The sequence below is a fragment of the Thalassococcus profundi genome, assembly GCF_003344785.1.
In the GTDB taxonomy this organism is placed as follows: domain Bacteria; phylum Pseudomonadota; class Alphaproteobacteria; order Rhodobacterales; family Rhodobacteraceae; genus Puniceibacterium; species Puniceibacterium profundi.
The window spans coordinates 399,354-422,046 of sequence record NZ_QPMK01000001.1 but is presented as its reverse complement, the minus strand read 5'-3'; the positions used below and the strand labels follow the sequence as shown (position 1 = coordinate 422,046).

Genomic DNA, 22,693 nt, shown 5'->3' with positions numbered 1-22,693 from the left:
ATTTTGAACCAGAGAAGAAGACAGGACCGACTTGACTGATGAAGTGACATACGACGCCGCCGCTCAGGCAGAAGTGACCCAGGGCCATCCGCGCGATGCGGAGGTGCCGCAGGATGCCATGTCCGCCGACGGTCTGGGCTGCCATTCCGGGGCGGAGATGCAGAAGGCCGCGCGCCTCGCCGGCAATGCCGAGATGCTGGACAAGTTTGCCGCCGATTACCCGCAAGGCCCGCATGACAAGCCGCAGAGCATGTGCCCGGCCTTCGGCAGCCTGCGCGTCGGCCTGCGGATGAAACGGGTGGCGACGGTGCTCTCGGGATCCGCCTGCTGCGTCTATGGCCTGACCTTCGTGTCGCATTTCTACGGCGCGCGCCGGTCGGTGGGCTATGTGCCGTTCAATTCCGAAACGCTGGTGACCGGCAAGCTCTTCGAGGACATCCGCGAGTCCGTGCACGAGATGGCCGACCCGGATCGGTTCGACGCCATCGTGGTCACCAACCTGTGCGTTCCGACCGCCAGCGGCGTGCCGCTGCGATTGCTGCCCGAGGAAATCAACGGCGTGCGCATCGTCGGGATCGACGTGCCGGGGTTCGGCGTGCCGACCCATGCCGAGGCCAAGGACGTGCTGGCCGGGGCGATGCTGAATTACGCCCGGAAAGAGATCGAGGCCGGGCCGGTGGCGCGTCCCGAAAACGGCCAGTCCGACCGCCCGACCGTGAGCCTGCTGGGCGAGATGTTCCCGGCCGATCCGATGATGATCGGCGCGATGCTGGCGCCCCTGGGCCTGGCCGCTGGTCCGGTCGTGCCGTGCCGCGAGTGGCGCGAGCTTTATGCGGCGCTCGATTGCGGCGCAGTGGCGGCAATCCATCCCTTCTACACCGCTGCCGTGCGCGAATTCGAAGCTGCCGGGCGGACCATTGTCGGATCGGCTCCCGTGGGACATGACGGCACCGCGGCCTGGCTCGCGGCTATCGGCGAAGCCTTTGGCATCTCGAAAGAGCAGGTGGCGGCGGCGCAGAACGCGTTTCTGCCCGCGATCAAGGGTGCGCTGGCCAATGCGCCGATCAACGGCACGATCACCCTCTCGGGCTACGAGGGTTCCGAGCTCCTGGTGGCGCGGCTGCTGGTCGAAAGCGGCGCGGATCTGCGCTATGTCGGCACGGCCTGCGCGAAGTCGCCCTGGTCCGCCGACGATGCCGCCTGGCTCGAGGCGAAGGGCATCAAGGTCAAGTACCGGGCCTCGCTGGAAGACGATTGCGCCGCGATGGAAGCGGTACAGCCGGACCTCGCCATCGGCACGACGCCGGTGGTGCAGAAGGCCAAGCAGCTGGGCATTCCGGCGCTCTACTACACCAACCTCATTTCCGCGCGGCCCCTGATGGGACCGGCGGGGGCCGGGTCGCTGGCCGAAGTCATCAACGCCGCCATCGCCGGGAAAGAGCGGATGGGCAAGATGAAGGCCTTTTTCGAGGGCGTCGGCACAGGTGACACCGCCGGCGTCTGGGAAGGTGCACCGAACCTGCGCCCCGATTTCCGCGCCCAGAACCTCAAGAAGCTCGAACGCGCCGAAAAGGCCCGGGTCGCGGCCAACGGGGGTGTGAAATGCTGATCCAGGACCACGATCGCGCGGGCGGATACTGGGGGGCGGTCTATGCCTTCTGCGCCGTCAAGGGATTGCAGGTGGTGATCGACGGCCCCGTCGGCTGCGAGAACCTGCCGGTCACCTCTGTGCTGCACTATACCGACGCGCTCCCCCCGCATGAATTGCCCATCGTCGTCACCGGCCTTGCTGAGGACGAGATGGGCAAGGGGACCGAAGAGGCGATGGAGCGGGCGTGGAAAGTGCTCGACCCGGCGCTGCCCGCGGTGGTCGTCACCGGGTCCATTGCCGAGATGATCGGCGGGGGCGTCACGCCGCAGGGCACCAACATCCAGCGCTTCCTGCCGCGAACCATCGACGAGGACCAGTGGCAGAGCGCCGACCGCGCGATGACCTGGATCTTTACCGAATTCGGCATGACCAAGGGCCGGATGCCGCCCGAAAAGAAGCGCGAAGAGGGCGCCGCCCCCCGCGTCAATATCCTTGGCCCGATGTACGGCACGTTCAACATGCCCTCGGACCTCGCCGAGATCCGCAGGCTGGTCGAGGGCATCGGCGCCGAGGTCAACATGGTGATGCCGCTGGGCGCGCACCTGGCCGAGATGCGCAACCTGGTGAATGCCGACGTCAACATCTGCATGTACCGCGAATTCGGCCGCGGCCTTTGCGAATGCCTGGGCAAGCCGTACCTGCAAGCGCCCATCGGGGTGGAGAGCACGACCAAGTTCCTGCGCACCTTGGGCGAGATGTTGGACCTCGATCCCGAGCCGTTCATCCAGCGCGAGAAACATTCGACGCTGAAGCCGGTCTGGGACCTTTGGCGGTCGGTGACTCAGGATTTCTTCGCCACCGCGAATTTCGCCATCGTTGCAAACGAGACCTACGCGCGCGGCATCCGCAACTACCTCGAGAACGACCTTGGTCTGCCCTGCGCCTTCGCCGTCGCGCGGACCGCCGGAAAGAAGACCAACAACGAAGAGGTCCGGGCCATGCTGCACAGCAAACGCCCGCTCGTCGTCATGGGGTCGATCAACGAAAAGATGTACCTCGCCGAGATGAAGGCGGGCCACGGGCCGCAGCCGACGTTCATCCCGGCCAGCTTTCCGGGCGCCGCGATCCGGCGGCATACCGGCACGCCGATGATGGGCTACGCGGGTGCCACCTACCTGCTGCAAGAGGTGTGCAACGGGCTGTTCGATGCGCTGTTCCACATCCTGCCGCTGGGCACGGAAATGGACAAGACCGACGCCACGCTCACGCCGCTGCGCCGGGATTTCCCGTGGGACGCGGATGCCCAGGCCGAGCTGGATCGCATCGTCGCCACCCATCCGGTGCTGACCAGGATTTCAGCCGCCAAGAACCTGCGCGACGCAGCAGAGGCGGCGGCACTGAAACAAGGGGACGAACGGGTCGTGATCGAAACCGTTCGCCAGCTTTCGACGTCAACAGGAGGACCGACATCATGACGGACTTTACCTCGAACGGGCCGCGCACCAGTGGCCACCGGACCACGCAGAAGCGCGGCACCGAATTCCTTTTCTACTTCACGCTCATCTTCCTCGTGGCGATCCCCTTCGCCACGGCGTTCTGGGCGCTGGAGGTGTTCCAGAAGCAGACGCTCAACCTGCACGGCCCGCTGGCCCGGGCCTGGGCCGAAGCCGACCGGATCACACCGCTCATTTTCCAGGCCTGACCGCCTGGAATCCGAAACTGACTGTTCGGGGGGCGACCCCCGCGCAGACAGGCCCGAGGGGGCGCGCCTCCGAAGGACCCAGCCGCAGGGGTTGCGGCGTCAGCAATAACATTCCGGAGGAAAGTTCATGGCTGATAATTCCGACCTGTCCTTCACAGGTCTTACCGACGAGCAGGCCCAGGAGCTGCATTCCGTCTACATGAGCGGCCTTTGGCTGTTCTCGGCGGTTGCAGTGGTCGCACACCTTGCGACCTTCATCTGGCGTCCGTGGTTCTGAGGGAGAGATAGAAAATGGCAAAGTTCTACAAGATCTGGCTCGTCTTCGACCCCCGCCGCGTGTTCGTGGCACAGGGTGTCTTTCTCTTCCTGCTGGCAGCAATGATCCACATGGTCGTGCTCGCCAATGGTGTGAACTGGTTCGAAACCGCCGCATCAGCAGGCATGTAAACCGACCCTGCAAGGGGAGGTTCGACATGACCCAAGAGCATCGCTGCGGGCAGCTGACGGCATTCGCCGGTTGCCCGCGGCAAACCAAGCAAAAGTAATTGAAATGACGGTCGCTGTCTCGACAGGACGCACCGCCAAACGCGGAGATCAAGAAGATGGCCTTGCTCAGCTTCGAGAAAAAATATCGCGTCCGCGGAGGGACGCTGATCGGCGGCGATCTGTTCGACTTCTGGGTTGGGCCCTTTTTCGTGGGCTTCTTCGGAGTCACGACCGCCTTCTTCGCCTTGTTGGGAACCATCCTCATCTTCTGGGGCGCGGCTCATCAGGGCACATTCAATCCCTGGCTCATCAATATCGCGCCGCCTGACCTGAGCTATGGTCTGGGTGCGGCCCCGCTGATGGAGGGCGGCCTTTGGCAGATCATCACGATCTGTGCCACCGGCGCGTTCATCTCGTGGGCGCTGCGCGAGGTCGAGATCTGCCGCAAGCTGGGCATCGGGTATCACGTACCCTTCGCCTTTGCCTTCGCGATCCTGGCCTACGTCACGCTGGTGATCTTCCGCCCGCTACTGATGGGCGCCTGGGGGCATGGCTTTCCCTACGGCATTTTCAGCCACCTCGACTGGGTCAGCAACACCGGCTACGCCTATCTGCACTTCCATTACAACCCGGCCCACATGCTGGCGGTGACGCTTTTCTTCACCACCACCCTGGCGCTGGCGCTGCATGGCGGTCTGATCCTGAGCGCGGCCAATCCCGAAAAGGGCGAGGAGATGAAGACGCCGGATCACGAGGATACGTTCTTCCGCGATTTCATCGGCTATTCCATCGGGACGCTGGGCATTCACCGCCTGGGCTTCCTGCTCGCAATCAACGCCGTCTTCTTCTCGGCGGTCTGCATCATCATCTCGGGCCCGGTCTGGACCAAGGGCTGGCCGGAATGGTGGAACTGGTGGCTGGAGCTTCCGCTCTGGGGCACGAACGTGGGGATGTAAGACATGATCGAATATCAGAACATATTCACGCAGGTCCAGGTGCAGGGCGCCCCGGAATGGGGCATGGACGACAGCGGCAATGCCAAGCGCGAGCGTGGCACCTGGGCGCGGTTCTCCACCCTCGCCGGCTGGATCGGCAACGCGCAGCTGGGCCCGGTGTACCTGGGATGGACAGGGCTTATCTCGATCCTCACCGGCATTCTTGCGCTCAACATCATCGGCATCAACATGCTGGCCCAGGTCGACTGGTCGCTGCCGGAGTTCCTGCGCCAGGGTTTCTGGCTGGCGCTGGAGCCGCCCAGCCCCGAATACGGGCTGACCATCCCGCCGCTCTATGACGGCGGCTGGTACATCATCGCCAGCTTCTTCCTGCTGGTGTCGGTGATGACCTGGCTCCTGCGCAGCTACCTGCTGGCGGCAGAGCACAAGATGGGCAAGCACGTCTTCTGGGCCTTCGCCTCTGCGGTCTGGCTGTTCCTGGTGCTGGGTCTCTTCCGGCCGATCCTGATGGGATCCTGGTCCGAGGCGGTGCCCTACGGGATCTTCCCGCACCTCGACTGGACCACGGCGTTTTCCATCCGCTACGGCAACCTCTACTACAACCCGTTCCACTGCCTCTCGATCGTCTTCCTTTATGGCTCCGTCCTGCTCTTCGCGATGCACGGTGCGACGATCCTCGCCGTGACCCGCTACGGTGGCGACCGCGAGCTCGAGCAGATCGTCGACCGCGGCACCGCCTCGGAACGTGCGGCCCTGTTCTGGCGCTGGACCATGGGCTTCAACGCCACGATGGAAGGCATTCACCGCTGGGCGTGGTGGTTTGCGGTACTGACCCCGATCACGGGCGGTATCGGCATCCTGCTGACCGGCACGGTCGTGGACAACTGGTTCATCTGGGCCCAGGAGCATCACTTCGCTCCGATGTATGACGGCAGCTACGGCTACGATGCATACGGCTCCTATGAAGCCTTCATTGGACAGGAGAACTGATATGCTTCCCCAATGGTTCAACAAGTGGAACTCGGAGAACAAGACCGACATCTACGGTCCTGCGATCCTGGTGGGGGCCTGTGGCGCGGCCGTGATCGTGGTGGTGGGTCTGATCAGCTTCGGTCAGCCCTACGCCACCGACAGCCTGCAGACCGGCCCGCGCGGCATCGGGATGTCGGTGCCCGAGTTCAAGGTCGACCTCGCCACCCCCGATCCCACGATCGAGGCGATGTATACCGAAGAACCCTATGTTCCCGAAGGCGGCGAGACCCTCGCCAGCGAAGCCTACGAGAACGTGCAGGTGCTGGGTGACCTGACCGAGGACAACTTCAACCGGGTGATGGCCGCCATCACCCAGTGGGTCGCCCCCGAACAGGGCTGCGCCTATTGCCACGGCGACGTGGGCATCGAGGAATACGGCAACGACGATCTTTATACAAAGGTCGTGTCGCGCCGGATGATCCAGATGACCCAGAACCTCAACGAGGCCTGGGCCGGGCACGTCAACGCCAACAAGGAAGTCGGTGTGACCTGTTACACCTGCCACCGTGGCGAGAACGTGCCGTCTGACATCTGGTTCAAGCTGGGTGAAGTTAGCGCGCCGATGACCGGCTGGGGCGGCGTGCAGAACAAGGTGACGGTGCAAAGCTCCTACACCTCGCTGCCCTCCGACGCGCTCGAGGCCTACCTGCTGAACGGCGAGTCGATCAAGGTGCACGACCTCGAGGCGCATGTTGACGTCAAGCCGACCGCGGTCGACTACCCGGCCTGGCAGGATGCCGAACGCACCTTCTCGCTGATGAACTACGTCAGCAACTCGCTGGGTGTGAACTGCGTCTTCTGTCACAACAGCCGCGCCTTCTACGACGCGGGCCAGGTGACGCCGCAATGGGCGACCGAACTGCTTGGCATCGACATGGTGGTCGAGATGAACACCGAATACCTCGTGCCGCTGCAGGACGTCTATCCGCCGGAACGGCTGGGTCCGGTCTTTGCCGACGCGCCCAAGGCCGCCTGCCGGACCTGCCACAAGGGCTACCAGCAGCCGTTGCAGGGCACCAACGTGATCGGAAACTATCCCGAACTCGCAACGACGGGCGCGCCCGTTTACGAATGACCGGTCGGGGCGGTCTGTCTGCCCCCACCCTCGCCGGATCCGCTGCGTTGTTCCCAAAATCGTGCAGCGGATGTCGGGATCGCATGATCCCGGTTCCCTTCCTGTTGGCTACAGGAGACCGGCGCCACGTTCAGGGCACCCCGCTTATGAACGTGGCGCCAAATCTCCCCTTTGATGGAGGCTCCACATGACCACGACACCGCAAACCCCGACCCTCGACCGCGTCGCCGGTCCCGCCGATCTGCGCCGGATGGACGATCGCACACTCGCGACCCTTGCCGACGAATTGCGGACCGAGGTGATCTCGGCGGTGTCGGAAACCGGCGGGCATCTCGGGTCGTCGCTGGGCGTGGTGGAACTCGCCGTGGCGATCCACGCGGTGTTCAACACGCCGATGGACAAGCTTGTCTGGGACGTGGGCCACCAGTGCTACCCGCACAAGATCCTCACCGGCCGCCGCGACCGCATCCGCACCCTGCGCCAGAAGGACGGCCTGTCGGGCTTCACCAAGCGCAGCGAAAGCGAATACGATCCCTTCGGCGCCGCCCATTCCTCGACCTCGATCTCCGCGGCGCTCGGCTTTACCGTCGGGCGCGACATGGGCCGGCCAACCGGCGACGCCATCGCGGTGATCGGCGACGGGTCGATCAGCGCCGGCATGGCCTACGAGGCGATGAACAACGCCGGCGCCGAGGGGCGGCGGATGTTCGTGATCCTCAACGACAACGAGATGAGCATCGCTCCGCCGGTGGGCGCCATGTCCTCCTACCTCAGCCGGCTTTACGCGAACGAACCGCTGGCCCGGATGAAATCTCTGGCGGAAGGGTTCGAATCCGCGCTTCCCGCGCCGATGCGCGACGGCGCGAAACGCGCCCGCCAGCTGGTGACCGGGGCCCTGTCGGGGTCGGGTACGCTCTTCGAAGAGCTGGGGTTCGACTACATCGGGCCGATCAACGGTCACGACATGGACCAGCTCTTGCCGGTGCTGCGCGCGGCACGGACCCGCGCCACCGGGCCGGTGCTGATCCACGTCTGCACGGTCAAGGGCAAGGGATTTGCCCCCGCCGAGACCAGCGCCGACCGCGGCCACGGCGTTTCGAAATTCGACCCTGTCACGGGCGCACAGGCAAAATCCAAGCCCAACGCACCGAGCTATACCAAGGTCTTCGGCCAGGCGCTGACCGATGCCGCGGCGCGCGATCCGAACATCGTTGCGGTGACCGCCGCCATGCCCTCGGGCACCGGGCTCGATATCCTCGCCGACCGGTTCCCGGCGCGAGTCTTCGACGTCGGCATTGCCGAACAGCACGGCGTCACCTTCGCCGCCGGGATGGCGGCCTCGGGACTGAAACCCTTCTGCGCGATCTACTCGACCTTCCTTCAGCGTGGATACGATCAGGTGGTGCACGACGTGGCCCTGCAGGGGCTGCCGGTGCGCTTTGCCATCGACCGGGCCGGGCTGGTGGGGGCCGATGGCGCGACCCATGCGGGGGCCTTCGATGTGGCCTATCTGAGCAATCTACCGGGCTTCACGGTCATGGCCGCGTCGGACGAAGCGGAGCTGATGCACATGGTCGAAACCGCCGCCGCCCATGACGCGGGGCCCATCGCCTTCCGCTATCCGCGCGGCAACGGCACCGGCGTGACCCTGCCCGAACGGGGCCAGGTCCTGCAGATCGGCAAGGGCCGGGTGCTGCAGGAAGGCGCGGATGTGGCGCTGTTGTCCTTCGGTGCGCATCTCGACGAGGCGCAGGCAGCGGCCCGGCTGCTCGAGGCCGAGGGGTTGAGCGTCACCATCGCGGATGCGCGGTTCGCCAAGCCGCTGGACATGGAACTGATCGGGCAGTTGGCCCGTCACCACGCCGCGCTCATCACCATCGAACAAGGGGCCCGCGGCGGCTTCGGGGCGCATGTGTTGCAGGAACTGGCGGCGCGCGGCGCGCTGGACCGGGGGCTTGCCATCCGCACCATGACGCTGCCGGACCGCTTCATCGACCAGGCGAGCCCGGATCAGATGTATGCCGATGCGGGTCTGACACGGCAGGATATCGCCGCTGTGGCGCTGCAGGCGCTGGGGCGCGAGCAGAAGGTCGTGCCGTTGCGGATGGGATGAGAGCTTTCCGGGGGCTCTGCCCCCGGACCCCCGAGAGTTATTGAAAACCGGAGAAGGGCAGGGCGCCGGGACCGGATCCCGGGCTTTCGTTTTGGATTGCGGGAGTTTCAGGCCTGCGCAAGCATCTCGGGTGTGAAGATCCGCTCGGCATAGGTGTCGAGGTAGATGCGCAGCCAGGGGGTGAAGCGGGACGGGGCCGCCTTCACTTCGGAGAGCAGCGCCGGATAGGCGATCCAGCGTGTCTCCATTACCTCGTCCGGGTCGGCGCGCAGGCGTAGGGCCTCAGGCGCCTCGGCGACGAAAATGTCCACGACTTCGTGCTCGACCAGCCCGCCGCCCACGTCGGCGCGATATTCGACCCGGTCGCGATAGGCCGGGGTCAGGCCGGTGATTCCAAGCTCTTCGTCAAGCCGCCGCACGGCGCAATCGAGGCTGGACTCCTCCCATTCCGGATGGGTGCAGCAGGTGTTCGCCCAAAGCCCCGGCGTGTGATACTTGTCCATCGCCCGGCGCTGGATCAGCACGTCGCGGCCCCGGATGACGAAGACCGACACCGCCTTGTGGCGCAGGCCCTGCACATGTGCTTCGAGCTTGTCCACCGGTGTCAGCGTGCCGTTCACCCATGCCGGAATTTCAATGCTCATACATACGTCTCCCGCACGAGGCCGGTCAGGTGGCCCAGGTTCTTGATGCCAATCCTGATGTGCGCCATCGGCCGCGCCTTGACGAGCTTCTTGTTCATGTAGGCCTCGAAGGTCAAGCGCTGCACGTCGATGTCGTGGCAGAGCGAGACAAAGCGTTCGCGGCGGCTGTCGCTGCGGTAATAGGCGTTCTGCATCGAGGCGAGCACGCGGAACACGGTCTTGTGCTCGCGCATGAAGAGCTTGCGCGCCAGCATCAGGTTCTTTGCCTTGCCGGTGGCCAGTGTCGCGGCGGCGGCGGTGGCAGCGACGCGGCCACCGACCATTGCGTAGTAGATCCCCTCTCCGGAGGAAGGCGCCACAACGCCGGCGGCGTCGCCCGCGAGCACCACGTCGCGGCCATTGTCCCAGCGGTCCAGCGGTTTCAGCGGGATCGGCGCACCCTCGCGGCGCAGGGTTTCGCAGTCGGTAAGCCCCGAGGCCGCGCGCAGGGCGGCGGTGGCGGTCTTGAGGTCGACCGAGCCGACCTCGGTGCCCATGCCCACGGAACAGCTGTCGCCATGCGGGAACACCCAGCCGTAGAAATCCGGGCTGATCTTGCCGTCGTAGATCACATCGCAGCGCATCGGATCATAGGTCGCGTTCGCGGGCGGGGCCTTGATGATCTCGTGATAGGCCAGAACGTATGGAATGGTGTCGCCGCCAGGCACTTCGGCCCGTCCGACGCGCGACCGCGCGCCGTCGGCGCCGATGATCAGCTTGGTCTCGAGGCTGCGTTCCTCGCCGCTGGCCTTGTCGCGATAGACGACGCGGGTGCCGTTCTCGCGGTCGATGCGGATGAAGGTGCCGGTGAAGGGTGTGGCGCCGGCAGCCACGGCGCGGGCGCGCAGGAACGGATCGAAATCCTTGCGGTCGACCATGCCAACAAAGCCGTTCTCGATCGGGATGTCGACCTGGCGCCCGGTGGGCGAGATCATCCGCGCGGTGCTGACCTTGGCGACGAGCTGATCCTCGGTCACGTGGAAGTCGGCCATCAGCCGGGGCGGGATCGCGCCGCCGCAGGGCTTGATCCGGCCTTCGCGGTCCAGCAGCGCGACCTTGTGACCCGAGCGGGCCAGATCTTCGGCGGCTGTGGCACCCGAGGGGCCTCCGCCCACGACGACGACATCGAACATGGTCATTCTCCCGGTACCATCTGGGCCATGGGCGCACGGCCCTGCATGATCCGCATCGCCATCAGGGCGGCGGCTAGAAAGAGCGCGGCTTCGAACAGGAACACCGCGCCGAAGGCGGGGGCGTCGGGCAAGGACCCGCGCATCACATCGACCGCGGCGGCGCCGACAAGTCCGCCAAACCCGGCGGCGATGGCCTGCGCCGCGCCCCAAAGGCCCATCCGTGTGCCTTCGCGGGCATCGCGCCCCTCGCCGGCCAGCGCCATCATCGAGCCGATGGCGGCGACGGCGAACATGCCGTTGAAGAACCCGAGCGCGACGGTGGCGGGCATTAGCGGCGCGCCAGCGCCGAGGCTGCCGAGGTTCGCGATGGCCACGAGGCTGGCGGCGGAGCCGATGCAGCCCGCGACGACCCAGTTGCGCAACGATCCGAAGCGCAGGCCGGTGGCGGCGATGCCGACGGTCAGCATGCCGAGGAAGACGCCGCCGTTCTGCGCGCCGGAAAGGGTCGTGGATTCGCCGGGCGTGAAGGCGAAGACGAGGCCGGCGTAAGGCTCTAGGATCAGTTCCTGCATGAAATAGGCGGTCATCGAGAGGAAGACGAAGAGGGTGAAGTTGCGCGCCTTGGGTTCGGCCCAGATCTCTGCCAGCCCTTGGCGGAAGGGCATCTTTTCGGCCTCGGGCTGGGCGTCGACGCCGCGTTCGATGCCCCAGACGGCAAGCACGGTCAGGACCAGCGCCGTACCGGTGACGATGCCGACGATGCGCAACAGCAGCGCGGGCGTGTAAGGATCAAGGAAACTGCCAACGACGCCGGCGGTCATTGCGATGCCGAAGATCATCATCAGCCAGGTGATTGTCGCGGCGGCGGCGCGCCGGTGCGGCGCCGTGGCTGTGGCGAGCAGGGCCAGAAGAGAGGTGCCCGAGGCACCGACGCCGAGGCCGATCAATGCGTAGGCCAGCACGGAAATCGCGAGCCCGGCGCCGAAGGACGATTGCAGTACAACGACGCCCAGCGCTGCCAGCATCCCGCCCAGCGCAAGCGCCGCCATGCCGCCGATGATCCAGACCGTGCGGTTGCCGCCGGTATCGGACCGGAAGCCCCAGTTCGGCCGGGTGATCTGGATGCCGTAATGCAGCGCCACCAGCAGACCGGGCAGGACGGCGGGCAGGGCAAGTTCGACCACCATCAGGCGGTTCAGGGTCGATGTGGTCAGCACCACGACCGCGCCCAGGGCCATCTGCACGAGGCCAAGACGGACGATCGACAGCCAGGACAGGGTCATCAGAGCACCTCCAGCGAACGCAGGGCAAAGGCGGCGATCATCATGCCGCTGATGTACATCAGCACGCCGGTGCCGTTGTACCAGGGCGCCTTGGCGCGTGGGTCCTGCAGCATCACCGACATGGCCCAGACCTGCGCCAGCACCAGCGCCGCGATGCCGCCCGCATGCCATGGTTGCGCCCAGGCGATCAGCAGCGCGACGACACCCAGTTGCGGCACCAGCATCACCGCGCAGGCAACGCGCGCCGCCTTTTCGGGGCCGAGCGTCACCGGCAGGGAATCGACGCCCATCTGCGCATCGCCTTCGAGCGCCTTGAAATCGTTGAGTGTCATGATGCCGTGCGCGCCGATCCCGTAGAGTATGGCGACCAGGATCACCGGGGTCGCTGGCAACGTCTGCGCCAGCACCGCGGCACCGGTGAACCACGGCAGGGTTTCATAGCTGAGGCCCACCAGCCCCGGCCCCCACCATCCCGACCGCTTGAGCCGCACAGGTTCCGCCGAATAGGCCCAGGCCGCGGCCACGCCGACGCAGGTGGCGATGAATCCCCAAGTGCCGAGAAGCGACCCGACGGCCAGCGACAGCAGCGACATGGCCAGCGCGATCCACAGGCCCCAGCGACCGGGAATCCGGCCCGAGGGAATGGGCCGGTCCGGTTCGTTGATTGCATCGACATGGCGGTCGCACCAGTCGTTGGCGGCCTGGCTCATGCCGCAGACGATGGGGCCGGCCAGGATCACGCCCAGAACCACCAGTGCCGCCTGGTCCGCCAGCGCCGCACCCGAGGAGACGACGCCGCAGAGATAGGCCCACATCGGCGGAAACCACGTCACGGGCTTGATCAGCCGGAGCATCGCTGCGGGTTCGGGAAGGCGCCTGGATTGTAAACTTGTGCTGACACTCATATGTCAACTAGACACGACTAAACGAGTCGTGGCAAGAGCAGCGCCGCTCAATCGGAGCTGTCGGCGTCCTTGTTCAGCAGCCCATACTTGCGCAGCTTAACGTACAGGCTCTGCCGCGAGAGGCCCAGCATTTCGGCTGCCGCGACGCGGTTGTTGCGGGTCAGGGCGACCGCCGTTTCGATGCACATCTTTTCCACCACATCCGTGGTTTCCGACACGATCTCTTTCAGAGACGCCGACCCGACCAACTCCATCACGTTGCGGTTGCTGTCGTCTCCTGCCTGCGCCGGTGCCGGCTTGCGCACTGCGTCGACCCGGCTGGCATCGCGAATGACGAAACCCAGCTCCGGCTCCGACCGGTCGTTGAGATAGGTCGCCGACATCTCGACCGCGGTCTTGGCACCGAAATCGTTCATCATCTTGGTGGCATACATGCGCATCTGCCCGGACCGCCGGGCGTTCTCGATCAGTACCGACATGTCGATCTGTCCGCGACCGAGGTACTCGGCAAGGTTGCGGCCCTTGACGTCGCCCAGATGCGCAGCGTCGACAAGGTCGAGAAAGCTGTCGTTGCAGGTCAGAACGGTGCCGTCGATGCTGGTAAAGACCATGGCATCGGCGCCCTTGTCGAACAGCACGCTCAGGTTCAGGCTCAGACCGTCGTATTTGACCGACGTGCCATCGTCGCCGGACAGGCGGCAGATCAGCACCCGCTCTCCAGCGGCGCGGAATATATGCGGCGTCACGGTCACGCGGCTGCGGCTGCGGCGGGTCTGAACCTCGAGCCCCGCGGCATTTTCAGAGATAGCGGCGTTGACCAGCCCCTCGATGAACTCCTCGCCGCGCCGGTCGCGGAACTCCTGGAAAAACGACGACCCCACCAGATCTTCGCGCGTCGTCCCGAGCAAGGCCGCCGCCGGTTCGTTGATATCCCGGACCCGGCCGTCGCCGACCGATACAAAGGCGATAGGATCGTGCACCGTGCGCAACAGCAACCGGTAACGCGCGTCGAATTCCCGACGCGCCTCGTAGCCCTGTTCCAGCGACATCTGCGCCTGCACAAGCTGTTGCTGGGTCTCGGCGATAGGGCGCAGGTCGCGGCCCAGCATCAGCAGCGACTTGTCGTTGCCGAAGGGATGAAAGCTGTAGCGAATCGGGAATTCCCAGATCGCGTTGTCGGAATGGTTCAGCTCGACCGCCTTCCTCGGGGCATCTCCACGCGCAAAGGCCGCCAGAACCGCATTGAGCTTGGGAATGCTTTCGGTCGTGAGAAAGTTGCGGATCGACCTGCCTTCCCAGTGATCGAGCTTGCCGAAAGAGGTGTCCTGCTGGTTTATCAGCACCGACAGAATGTCGCCATCCTGGGTGATCACCAGCGCGATGTCGGAAGCGACGGCGATGATGCTCGACAGGAATTCCGGCTCGATCAGCGGGACCGATCCGTTACTCCAGAAGCTTGATCCGCCTGATTTCATTACCCTGCCAACGATCTCGTTTTCTGTTTTTCGCGCTCGCACAACCTGAGCGCCGCCCTGACATCCGTCGTTACGAGATCGACGCCCGTTCGCTCCTGAACTTTCTCGGCCAGATCCTGCACCAGCCCGCCCAGAACCACCGGCGGCACCCGTGACAATTCAGCGCGCATGCGTTTAACCATCTGAGCGATGGGCGCAAGGGCTTCGGTGCGGGATGTGGAGAAAAGAATTAGATCAAAGCAGTCTTCTTGCAACATTCGCAGGACAATTTTTGCGTCCTGATTGAAAAGAATGCGCACTCCAACACCCAGGCGCCGCATCTGCGATGCGGCCACATGCGGGCCCAGCGTGTGCGCGTCGTCGCCCTGAAGGACAAGAAGCGCCTCGATCCTCGACCGTGTGCCGGACGTTCCTGCGGACCAGGGCGCGGCCAGCAGCGCAAGCAAGCCCTGCAAGCGCGCCGAGCCGATGGTGACGCGGGCGAAACTCAGGTCGTCGGCAACCCACATCGCGCCCATTCGCCGCGCTGCTTCGGGAATGTAGATATCGACGATCTCTTCCGCGCCAAGCCGCCCCCGAGCCAGCGCATCGAGCACCAGCTTGCCGTCGAACTGACCCGGAGCGAGCGTGGCGTCGATGAGCGCATCGACCATGCTGGATCGTACCTGTCTGCAGCCCTGATCGCCCTTGTCGCCGAGCACCGATAAGACCGTCGTGGCCAATACGCTGATATCCGGCCGCTCCCGCTCGTGATGCGGGGCACGACCATGGAATGGTGGGTCGCTGTCCATCGGTTACCTCGCTGCCTAGCAGCACCCGGAGGGACTCGGGATGTCCGGGACGTGAAAAACAGACACAGTCTCTGAAACCCATCGGAAAATGTCAAAGAGAATTGACACAGACATTGGTTTCGGCCCGGCGTCATCCACCTTGAACTCGAAAACCGTCAATTTTCTCTGAGAAATCGTCAACCCACCGGCACGCTCCGCCCGTGTCAGTTTTCAATATGGTGTCAGATTGCAATGTGTAAGTTTGGATTGACACTTTTGAAGGCCAAGCGTTACGCTTCCAGACATGCATTTACGGAATCGCCCATGACGTTCGCTGCCCATACCGCGACCCCGGCCGGTGCGCTCTACACGCCCGAGCAACGCCAGCGCCGTGACGCGACTGTCTGGACGCTGGTCCAGGGCGTGCTCGCGCCGGTCCAGTTTCTGGTGTTCCTGATCTCGCTCGCGCTGGTGCTGCGCTTCCTTCTGACGGGCAGCGGCTACGAAGCCGCGACGCTGTCGATCCTGATCAAGACCGGCTGTCTCTACCTGATCATGGTCACCGGCGCGATCTGGGAGAAAATCGTGTTCGGACAGTACCTTTTCGCGCCGGCCTTTTTCTGGGAGGACGTGTTTTCCTTCGGGGTCATCGCGCTGCACACCGCCTATCTCTGGGCGCTCTTCAGCAGCGCGCTCAGCCCCGCCGGGCTGATGGTTCTCGCCCTGGCGGCCTATGCCGCCTACGTCATCAATGCGGGCCAATTCCTCTACAAGCTGCGGCAGGCGCGCCTGCAGGCCGGGGGTGCGGCATGACCGGCCATTTCCCCCCGCCACCCGCGCGCGGCTGCTCTGATACGCCCGTGCTGAAAGAGCGCGGCCAGCACGAGGTCTTCTGCGGGCTGACCGGAATCATCTGGCTGCACCGCAAGATGCAGGATGCCTTCTTCCTCGTCGTTGGGTCGCGCACCTGCGCGCACCTTCTGCAATCCGCCGCCGGGGTGATGATCTTCGCCGAGCCGCGCTTCGCCACGGCGATTCTCGAAGAGACCGACCTCGCCGGCATGGCCGACGCGCAGGAAGAGCTCGACCGCGTGGTCACGCAACTTCTGGAACGGCGCCCGGACATCCGCCAGCTGTTCCTTGTCGGCTCCTGCCCGTCCGAGGTGATCAAGCTCGACTTGGGCCGCGCTGCCGAGCGGATGAGCGCGCAATTCGCCCCGCGCGTGCGGGTGCTGAACTATTCGGGTTCCGGGATCGAGACAACCTTCACGCAAGGCGAAGATGCCTGCCTCGCCGCCATGGTCCCGGTGCTGCCGGACACCGATTCGCGCGAACTGCTGCTCGTCGGCGCGCTGCCGGATGTGGTCGAACAGCAGGCGCTGGACCTGCTCGAAGCGATGGGAATCGGCCCGGTTCGGGTCCTGCCCGCGCAGAGCGTCGAGGACGACTACGGTATCGGTCCGAACACTGTCTTCGCCCTGACCCAACCCTTCCTCTCGGACACCCACGCTGCCCTGACCCGCCGCGGCGCGCGTCACATCGCGGCGCCCTTCCCGTTCGGGGAGGAAGGCACCACCGCCTGGCTGTCGGCCGTGGCCGCCGAATTCGACGTGCCGCAAGACCTCTTCGAGAGTGTCACCGCCGCCCCGCGCGCCCGTGCCCGCAAGGCGGTGAGCCAGGCGTCCGAGGGGTTGCGCGACCGGTCGGTGTTCTTCTTCCCCGACAGCCAGCTGGAGATTCCGCTGGCCCGCTTCCTGACCCGCGAATGCGGTATGGCGGCGGTCGAGGTCGGCGTGCCCTTCCTGCACCGCGCGATCATGTCGCCCGATCTCGACCTGCTGGCCGAGGGCCCGACCCTCGCCGAAGGTCAGGACGTCGACAAGCAGCTCGCCCGCTGCCGCGCCGCCCGGCCCGACCTCACGGTCTGCGGCCTCGGCCTTGCCAACCCGCTCGAAGCCGAGGGCATGGCGACCAAGTGGGCCATCGAGCTGGTCTTCACCCCGGTGCATTTCTACGAACAGGCGGGCGACCTCGCCGGCCTCTTCTCGCGCCCGCTGCGCCGCCGCGGCCTGCTCAAGCTGGAGGCGGCGGAATGAGCGCTCGATCCTTCCTTCATCTTGCCCCTAAACCTCCGGGGGTGCGGGGGCTGGCCCCCGCTTTGAAGAATGTGCCGGGGCTCGTCCCCGCTCCGGCGCAACAGGATCGATCATCCGTCCGCGCATCTCATGAGGTGGCCTCATGAAACTGACGGTCTGGACATACGAAGGCCCGCCGCATGTCGGCGCTATGCGCGTCGCCACCGGCATGAAGGGTCTGCACTACGTACTGCACGCGCCGCAGGGCGACACCTATGCGGACCTGCTCTTCACCATGATCGAGCGGCGCGATCACCGTCCGCCGGTGACCTACACCACCTTCCAGGCGCGTGACCTCGGTGCCGACACGGCGGACCTGTTCAAGACCGCCTGTCTCGACGCCTACGACCGCTTCCAGCCCGAGGCGATCATCGTCGGCGCCTCCTGCACGGCAGAACTGATCCAGGACGATCCCGGCGGCATGTCCGAAACGCTGGGCCTGCCGGTGCCGGTCATTCCGCTGGAGCTGCCGAGCTATCAGCGCAAGGAGAATTTCGGCGCCGACGAGACGTTCTTCCAGATCTGCCGCCACCTCGCTCGGCCCGTCGAGAAGACCGCCCGCATCACCTGCAACCTGATCGGGCCGACGGCGCTGGGCTTCCGTCACCGTGACGACATCACCGAACTCACCGGCCTGCTGCTGGAGATGGGGATCGAAGTGAACGTCGTGGCGCCGATGACCGCGCGCCCGTCCGACATCGCCCGTCTGGGGGCGGCGCATTTCAACGTGCTGATGTATCCCGAAACCGGCGAAAGCGCCTGCCGCTGGATGGAACGCGAATTGGGCCTGCCGTTCACGAAGACCGTGCCGATCGGCGTCGGCGCGACCCGCGATTTCGTCGCCGAGGTGGCGGCGCTGACAGGTGTCGCGGCGACTTTGGACGACACGCGCCTGCGTCTGCCCTGGTACTCGGCCTCGGTCGATTCCACCTACCTCACCGGCAAGCGGGTCTTCCTGTTCGGCGACGGCACGCATGTCGCCGCCGCGGCCCGCATTGCCCGCGACGAGATGGGGTTCGAGGTGGTGGGCATGGGCTGCTACAACCGTGAACAGGCGCGGCTGATCCGGAGCCTCGCGAAGGACTACGGCGTCGAGGCGCTGATCACCGACGACTATCTCGAAGTCGAGCGCCGGATCGAGGACCTCGCGCCCGAGATGATCCTCGGCACGCAGATGGAGCGCCATATCGGCAAGCGCCTGGGCATCCCCTGCGCTGTGATCTCGGCGCCCGTGCACGTTCAGGATTTCCCGGCGCGCTACTCCCCGCAGATGGGGATCGAGGGCGCGAACGTGATCTTCGACACCTGGGTGCACCCGCTGGTCATGGGGCTCGAGGAACACCTGCTGCACATGTTCCGCGCGGATTTCGAATTCCACGACGACGCGGGGGCCTCGCACCACGGTGGCAAGGCAACGGAACTTGCGGATACGGAGACTGGGGGGCCAGCCCCCCAAACCCCCCGGAGGTTTAACGGCAAGATGAAGGAGGATCGGGCTGCGTCGTCGGTCGAGGTGGTCTGGCTGCCTGCCGCCGAGAAGGAACTGAAGAAAATTCCGTTCTTCGTGCGCGGCAAGGCGCGGCGCAACACCGAGGTCTTCGCCGCCGAGCGCGGCGTGGAAGAGATCAGCGTCGACACGCTTTACGAGGCAAAGGCCCATTATGCGCGATGACTTCGGCATAACCGGCCCTGCGCCCTACCGGATCGTCATCCTGACGCTGGATTCCCATGCGGCGGGCCCCATCGACCGCGCCCGTGACCGGCTGGCCCGGGATTTTCCGGGGCTGGTCATCACCGTACATGCCGCCGCCGAATGGGGCGAAAACCCGGCGGCGCTAAGCATGGCGCGGGCCGATATCGCCTCGGCCGACATGATCCTCGCCAACCTGCTGTTCCTTGAAGAGCATGTGCGCCCGATCCTGCCGGACCTCGCGGCGGCGCGGGACCGCGTGGACGGGATGATCGGCATCATCGCCGATGCCGAAATCGTCAAGCTGACCAAGCTCGGCAACCTCGACATGTCGGCACCGCAGTCGGGCATGATGCAGCTGATGAAGCGGCTGCGCGGGTCGTCAAAGCCCTCGACCGAGAGCGGCGAGAAGAAGATGCAGATGCTGCGCCGCCTGCCGCGCATCCTGCGCTTCATTCCCGGCAAGGCGCAAGACCTGCGGTCTTGGTTCCTGGTCATGCAGTACTGGCTGGGCGGGTCGGACGACAATATCGAGGCGATGATCCGTTATCTGCTGGGCCGCTATGCCAGCCGCACCGAATGGCGCGGCGGGTCGGCGCCCGCACCGCTGGAATACCCCGATGCGGGGCTTTATCACCCCGACCTGCCGGGGCGGATCGTTACCGATATCGACGCGTTGCCTGGACCGAAGAACCCGGTGGCCACCGTCGGCCTGTTGCTGATGCGCTCTTACGTCCTGAGCTCGGACACGGCGCATTACGATGCGGTCATCCGGTCGTTCGAGGCGCGCGGGATGCGGGTCATCCCCGCCTTTGCCGGCGGTCTCGATTCGCGGCCCGCCATCGACGGGTTCTTTCATGATGCCAGGGGCGTGAAGATCGACGCGATGGTGTCCCTGACAGGCTTCAGCCTTGTGGGCGGGCCGGCCTACAACGACAACGGCGCGGCGATCGAGGTTCTGAAAGGGCTCGATATCCCCTATCTCGGCGCGCACCCTCTGGAGTTCCAGACGCTTGGGCAGTGGGCCGCGTCGCCGCAGGGGTTGGGCCCGATCGAGACGACGATGCTGATCGCGCTGCCGGAGCTGGACGGCGCCACCAATCCCACCGTCTTTGCCGGGCGTCACGGCGAGGACGGCTGCGACGGGTGCCGCCTTGCCTGTCGCGCGGGCGACGCGCAGAAGGCCATGGCGCCCTGCCCCGAACGCATCGAGAAGTTGGCGGAAAAGACCCTGCGGCTGGCCCGCCTGCGCCGGATGCAGAACGCCGAGCGCAAGGTCGCCATCGTGCTCTTCGGTTTTCCGCCCAACGCAGGCGCCGTCGGCACCGCCGCCTACCTGTCGGTCTTCGAATCGCTGCACAACACGCTCAAGCGCCTGCAGTCCGAGGGCTACGCGGTCGAGGTGCCCGAAACCGTGGTGGAACTGCGCGCCGCGGTACTGGAAGGCAATGCCGCGCGCTATGGGCAGGAGGCCAATGTCGCCGCACGGGTCGACGCCGAAACCATGGTGCGCGACACGCAGTACCTCGAAGAGATCGAGGCGGTCTGGGGTCCGGCGCCGGGCCGCGTGCAGTCCGACGGGCGCAGCGTCTTCGTGCTGGGCCGGCAGTTCGGCAACGTCATGGTCGGCGTGCAGCCCGCCTTCGGCTACGAGGGCGATCCGATGCGGCTCTTGTTCGAGCGCGGTTTTGCCCCGACCCACGCCTTTGCCGCATTCTACCGCTGGCTGCGCAACGACTTCGCCGCCGACGTGGTGCTGCACTTCGGCATGCACGGTGCGCTGGAGTTCATGCCGGGCAAGCAGGCCGGGCCGGGACCCGCGGACTGGCCAGACCGTTTGATCGGCGAGATGCCGAACGTCTATCTTTACGCATCGAACAACCCGTCCGAAGCGACGCTGGCCAAGCGCCGGTCGGGCGCTGTGACCGTGACGCATCTGACGCCGCCGCTGGCGCAATCGGGACTCTACAAGGGCCTCGCCGAACTCAAGGACAGCCTGACGCGCTGGCGCGAGGCTGATGCCGATGACGACAGCCGCAGCGATCTGGAAGCGCTCATCGCCGAGCAGGCCGAAGCGGTGGACATGGGCGGCACACCTCCGCAGGCGCTGTGGCTGAAGCTGCTCGAGACCGAGGAGGCGCTGATCCCGGACGGTCTGCACGTTTTGGGCCGCTGCTATTCCGACGCCGAGCGCGCCGATTACCTGGCGCTGATCGACGGCGCGGATGACGACACGCGCACCCGCGTCGATGCGATCCTGCGGCAGGAGACCGAGCTGCCGGCGCTGATGAGGGCGCTGGGCGGGCATTACATCGAACCGGTGCCGGGCGGCGATCTGATCCGCTCCACCGATGTGCTGCCCACCGGTCGCAACATCCATGCCTTCGATCCGTTCCGTATGCCCACCGCCTTTGCCTGCCGAGAAGGCGCGCGCCAGGCGCAACTTCTGATCGACATCCATCCGAGCCTGCCGCGTACCGTGGCGCTGGTGCTCTGGGGATCCGACAACATAAAGTCCGACGGCGCGCCGCTGGCGCAGGCACTGGCGCTGATCGGGGCCAAGCCGCGGTTCGACAGTTTCGGGCGGCTCTCCGGCGCCGACCTCATCCCGCTGTCGGAACTGGGCCGTCCGCGCATCGACGTGGTGATGACCCTGTCCGGCATCTTCCGCGACCTGCTGCCGCTTCAGACCCGGATGCTGGCGCAGGCGGCACTGGCGGCCGCGACCGCTGACGAGCCGGTGGAGATGAATTTCATTCGCGCCCATGCGCTGGAGTACGCGGCGCAGATGGGCTGCGACATGGAGATGGCGGCGCTGCGGGTCTTTTCCAACGCCGAAGGGGCCTATGGCTCCAACGTCAACGGGCTGGTGGACAGCAGCGCCTTCGGCGACGAGGACGAGCTGGCCGATGCCTACGAGGCGCGCAAGTCCTTTGCCTACGGCGTGTCCGGCAAGGCGAGCGCCAATCCGGCGCTGCTGCAGCGGGCGCTGCGGGACGTGGACCTGGCCTACCAGAACCTCGAATCGGTCGAGCTGGGCGTGACCACGGTGGATCATTACTTCGACACGCTGGGCGGGATTTCCCGCGCAGTGAAGCGCGCGCGCGGCGGTCAGGAGGCGGCGGTCTATATCTCCGACACCACGCGCGGGGCCGGAAAGGTGCGTACGCTGAAGGACCAGGTGGCGCTGGAAACGCGGTCGCGGTCGCTGAACCCCAAGTGGTTCGAGGGCATGCTGAAGCACGGCTCCGAGGGCGTGCGCCAGATCGAGGCGCAGGTCACCAACACCATGGGCTGGTCGGCCACCACCGGCCAGGTCGATCCCTGGGTCTACCAGAAGATTTCCGAGACCTTCGTGCTGGACGCGGCGATGCGTGCGCGGCTGGCCGATCTCAACCCGACCGCGTCGTCGCGCATGGCGAACCGGCTGCTGGAGGCGCATGACCGCGCCTACTGGCAGCCCGACGCGGCGACCCTGGCGGCGTTGCAGGACGCGGCCGATGCGCTCGAGGACCGGGTGGAAGGGGTGGCCGCGGAATGAGCACGCGTCGCGATACACCGATCGCCGGACCGGGGCTCTGCCCCGGACCCCGGAGGTTTACTGGCAAGATGAAGCAGGGGCGCAGCGCCCGTGCCGAAAGGAGTCTCTCATGAGCCCGCTCGA

19 protein-coding genes are annotated in these 22,693 nt (G+C 65.7%); 13 read left to right on the top strand and 6 right to left on the bottom strand.

What is annotated here, in order from left to right; genetic code table 11:
- The first annotated feature begins 31 nt into the window (after nucleotides 1-31).
- From bchY to dxs, 9 genes are all read left to right on the top strand, one after another.
- The gene (gene bchY, locus DU478_RS01915; protein ID WP_114509230.1) at nucleotides 32-1,609 is read left to right on the top strand and encodes a chlorophyllide a reductase subunit Y; all 1,578 of its coding nucleotides are present in this window, start codon (nucleotides 32-34) and stop codon (nucleotides 1,607-1,609) included.
- A complete protein-coding gene (bchZ, locus tag DU478_RS01910) occupies nucleotides 1,603-3,066 on the top strand; it encodes a chlorophyllide a reductase subunit Z (RefSeq protein ID WP_114509229.1) in 1,464 nt (487 codons plus the stop codon). Before bchY ends, bchZ begins: the two co-directional genes overlap by 7 nt.
- Nucleotides 3,063-3,293, top strand: a complete 231-nt coding sequence (pufQ, locus tag DU478_RS01905; RefSeq protein WP_114509228.1) for a cytochrome PufQ — start codon at nucleotides 3,063-3,065, stop codon at nucleotides 3,291-3,293. The genes bchZ and pufQ overlap by 4 nt, the downstream gene beginning before the upstream one ends.
- 127 nt (nucleotides 3,294-3,420) lie before the next feature.
- Nucleotides 3,421-3,570, top strand: a complete 150-nt coding sequence (gene pufB, locus DU478_RS01900) for a light-harvesting antenna LH1, beta subunit (RefSeq protein WP_114509227.1) — start codon at nucleotides 3,421-3,423, stop codon at nucleotides 3,568-3,570.
- Between the two features lie 14 nt (nucleotides 3,571-3,584).
- A complete protein-coding gene (gene pufA / locus DU478_RS01895) occupies nucleotides 3,585-3,740 on the top strand; it encodes a light-harvesting antenna LH1, alpha subunit (protein ID WP_114509226.1) in 156 nt (51 codons plus the stop codon).
- Nucleotides 3,741-3,895: 155 nt separating this feature from the next.
- On the top strand, nucleotides 3,896-4,735 hold the full coding sequence (pufL, locus tag DU478_RS01890; protein ID WP_114509225.1) for a photosynthetic reaction center subunit L: 840 nt from the start codon (nucleotides 3,896-3,898) through the stop codon (nucleotides 4,733-4,735).
- 3 nt (nucleotides 4,736-4,738) lie between these two features.
- A complete protein-coding gene (pufM, locus tag DU478_RS01885) occupies nucleotides 4,739-5,725 on the top strand; it encodes a photosynthetic reaction center subunit M (protein ID WP_114509224.1) in 987 nt (328 codons plus the stop codon).
- A gap of 1 nt (nucleotide 5,726) precedes the next feature.
- A complete protein-coding gene (gene pufC, locus DU478_RS01880) occupies nucleotides 5,727-6,842 on the top strand; it encodes a photosynthetic reaction center cytochrome PufC (protein WP_114509223.1) in 1,116 nt (371 codons plus the stop codon).
- A gap of 187 nt (nucleotides 6,843-7,029) precedes the next feature.
- Entirely contained in the window at nucleotides 7,030-8,955 is a 1,926-nt protein-coding gene (dxs, locus tag DU478_RS01875) for a 1-deoxy-D-xylulose-5-phosphate synthase (protein WP_114509222.1), read from the top strand.
- A 107-nt stretch (nucleotides 8,956-9,062) separates the two neighbouring features.
- Here the strand turns inward: dxs and idi are convergent, their stop codons facing one another.
- Genes idi through DU478_RS01845 form a run of 6 tightly spaced genes read right to left on the bottom strand, consistent with a single transcriptional unit; the run spans nucleotide 9,063 to nucleotide 15,225 of the window.
- Entirely contained in the window at nucleotides 9,063-9,599 is a 537-nt protein-coding gene (gene idi, locus DU478_RS01870; RefSeq protein ID WP_114509221.1) for an isopentenyl-diphosphate Delta-isomerase, read from the bottom strand.
- The gene (locus DU478_RS01865; RefSeq protein ID WP_114509220.1) at nucleotides 9,596-10,771 is read right to left on the bottom strand and encodes a geranylgeranyl diphosphate reductase; all 1,176 of its coding nucleotides are present in this window, start codon (nucleotides 10,769-10,771) and stop codon (nucleotides 9,596-9,598) included. Before DU478_RS01865 ends, idi begins: the two co-directional genes overlap by 4 nt.
- 2 nt (nucleotides 10,772-10,773) lie before the next feature.
- Entirely contained in the window at nucleotides 10,774-12,054 is a 1,281-nt protein-coding gene (locus DU478_RS01860; RefSeq protein ID WP_114509219.1) for a BCD family MFS transporter, read from the bottom strand.
- A complete protein-coding gene (gene chlG, locus DU478_RS01855) occupies nucleotides 12,054-12,959 on the bottom strand; it encodes a chlorophyll synthase ChlG (protein WP_114509218.1) in 906 nt (301 codons plus the stop codon). The genes DU478_RS01860 and chlG overlap by 1 nt, the downstream gene beginning before the upstream one ends.
- Nucleotides 12,960-13,006: 47 nt before the next feature.
- Nucleotides 13,007-14,434 (bottom strand): transcriptional regulator PpsR, encoded by a 1,428-nt coding sequence (ppsR, locus tag DU478_RS01850; RefSeq protein WP_114509217.1) that lies wholly within the window; start codon nucleotides 14,432-14,434, stop codon nucleotides 13,007-13,009.
- Nucleotides 14,434-15,225, bottom strand: coding sequence for a cobalamin-dependent protein (locus DU478_RS01845; RefSeq protein WP_114509216.1), 792 nt, complete (start codon nucleotides 15,223-15,225; stop codon nucleotides 14,434-14,436). The genes ppsR and DU478_RS01845 overlap by 1 nt, the downstream gene beginning before the upstream one ends.
- A gap of 303 nt (nucleotides 15,226-15,528) precedes the next feature.
- Here DU478_RS01845 and bchF point away from each other — a divergent pair, with 303 nt between their 5' ends.
- From bchF to DU478_RS01825, 4 genes are all read left to right on the top strand, one after another.
- Nucleotides 15,529-16,017: a 2-vinyl bacteriochlorophyllide hydratase gene (gene bchF, locus DU478_RS01840; protein WP_114509215.1), complete on the top strand. Its 489-nt coding sequence runs from the start codon at nucleotides 15,529-15,531 to the stop codon at nucleotides 16,015-16,017.
- Entirely contained in the window at nucleotides 16,014-17,300 is a 1,287-nt protein-coding gene (locus DU478_RS01835) for a ferredoxin:protochlorophyllide reductase (ATP-dependent) subunit N (protein WP_114509214.1), read from the top strand. Before bchF ends, DU478_RS01835 begins: the two co-directional genes overlap by 4 nt.
- 142 nt (nucleotides 17,301-17,442) lie before the next feature.
- Nucleotides 17,443-19,011 carry a ferredoxin:protochlorophyllide reductase (ATP-dependent) subunit B gene (bchB, locus tag DU478_RS01830; protein WP_114509213.1) on the top strand — a complete coding sequence of 523 codons (1,569 nt, stop codon included), beginning with the start codon at nucleotides 17,443-17,445 and terminating at the stop codon, nucleotides 19,009-19,011.
- Nucleotides 19,001-22,570: a magnesium chelatase subunit H gene (locus tag DU478_RS01825; protein WP_114509212.1), complete on the top strand. Its 3,570-nt coding sequence runs from the start codon at nucleotides 19,001-19,003 to the stop codon at nucleotides 22,568-22,570. The genes bchB and DU478_RS01825 overlap by 11 nt, the downstream gene beginning before the upstream one ends.
- Nucleotides 22,571-22,693 lie beyond the last annotated feature (123 nt).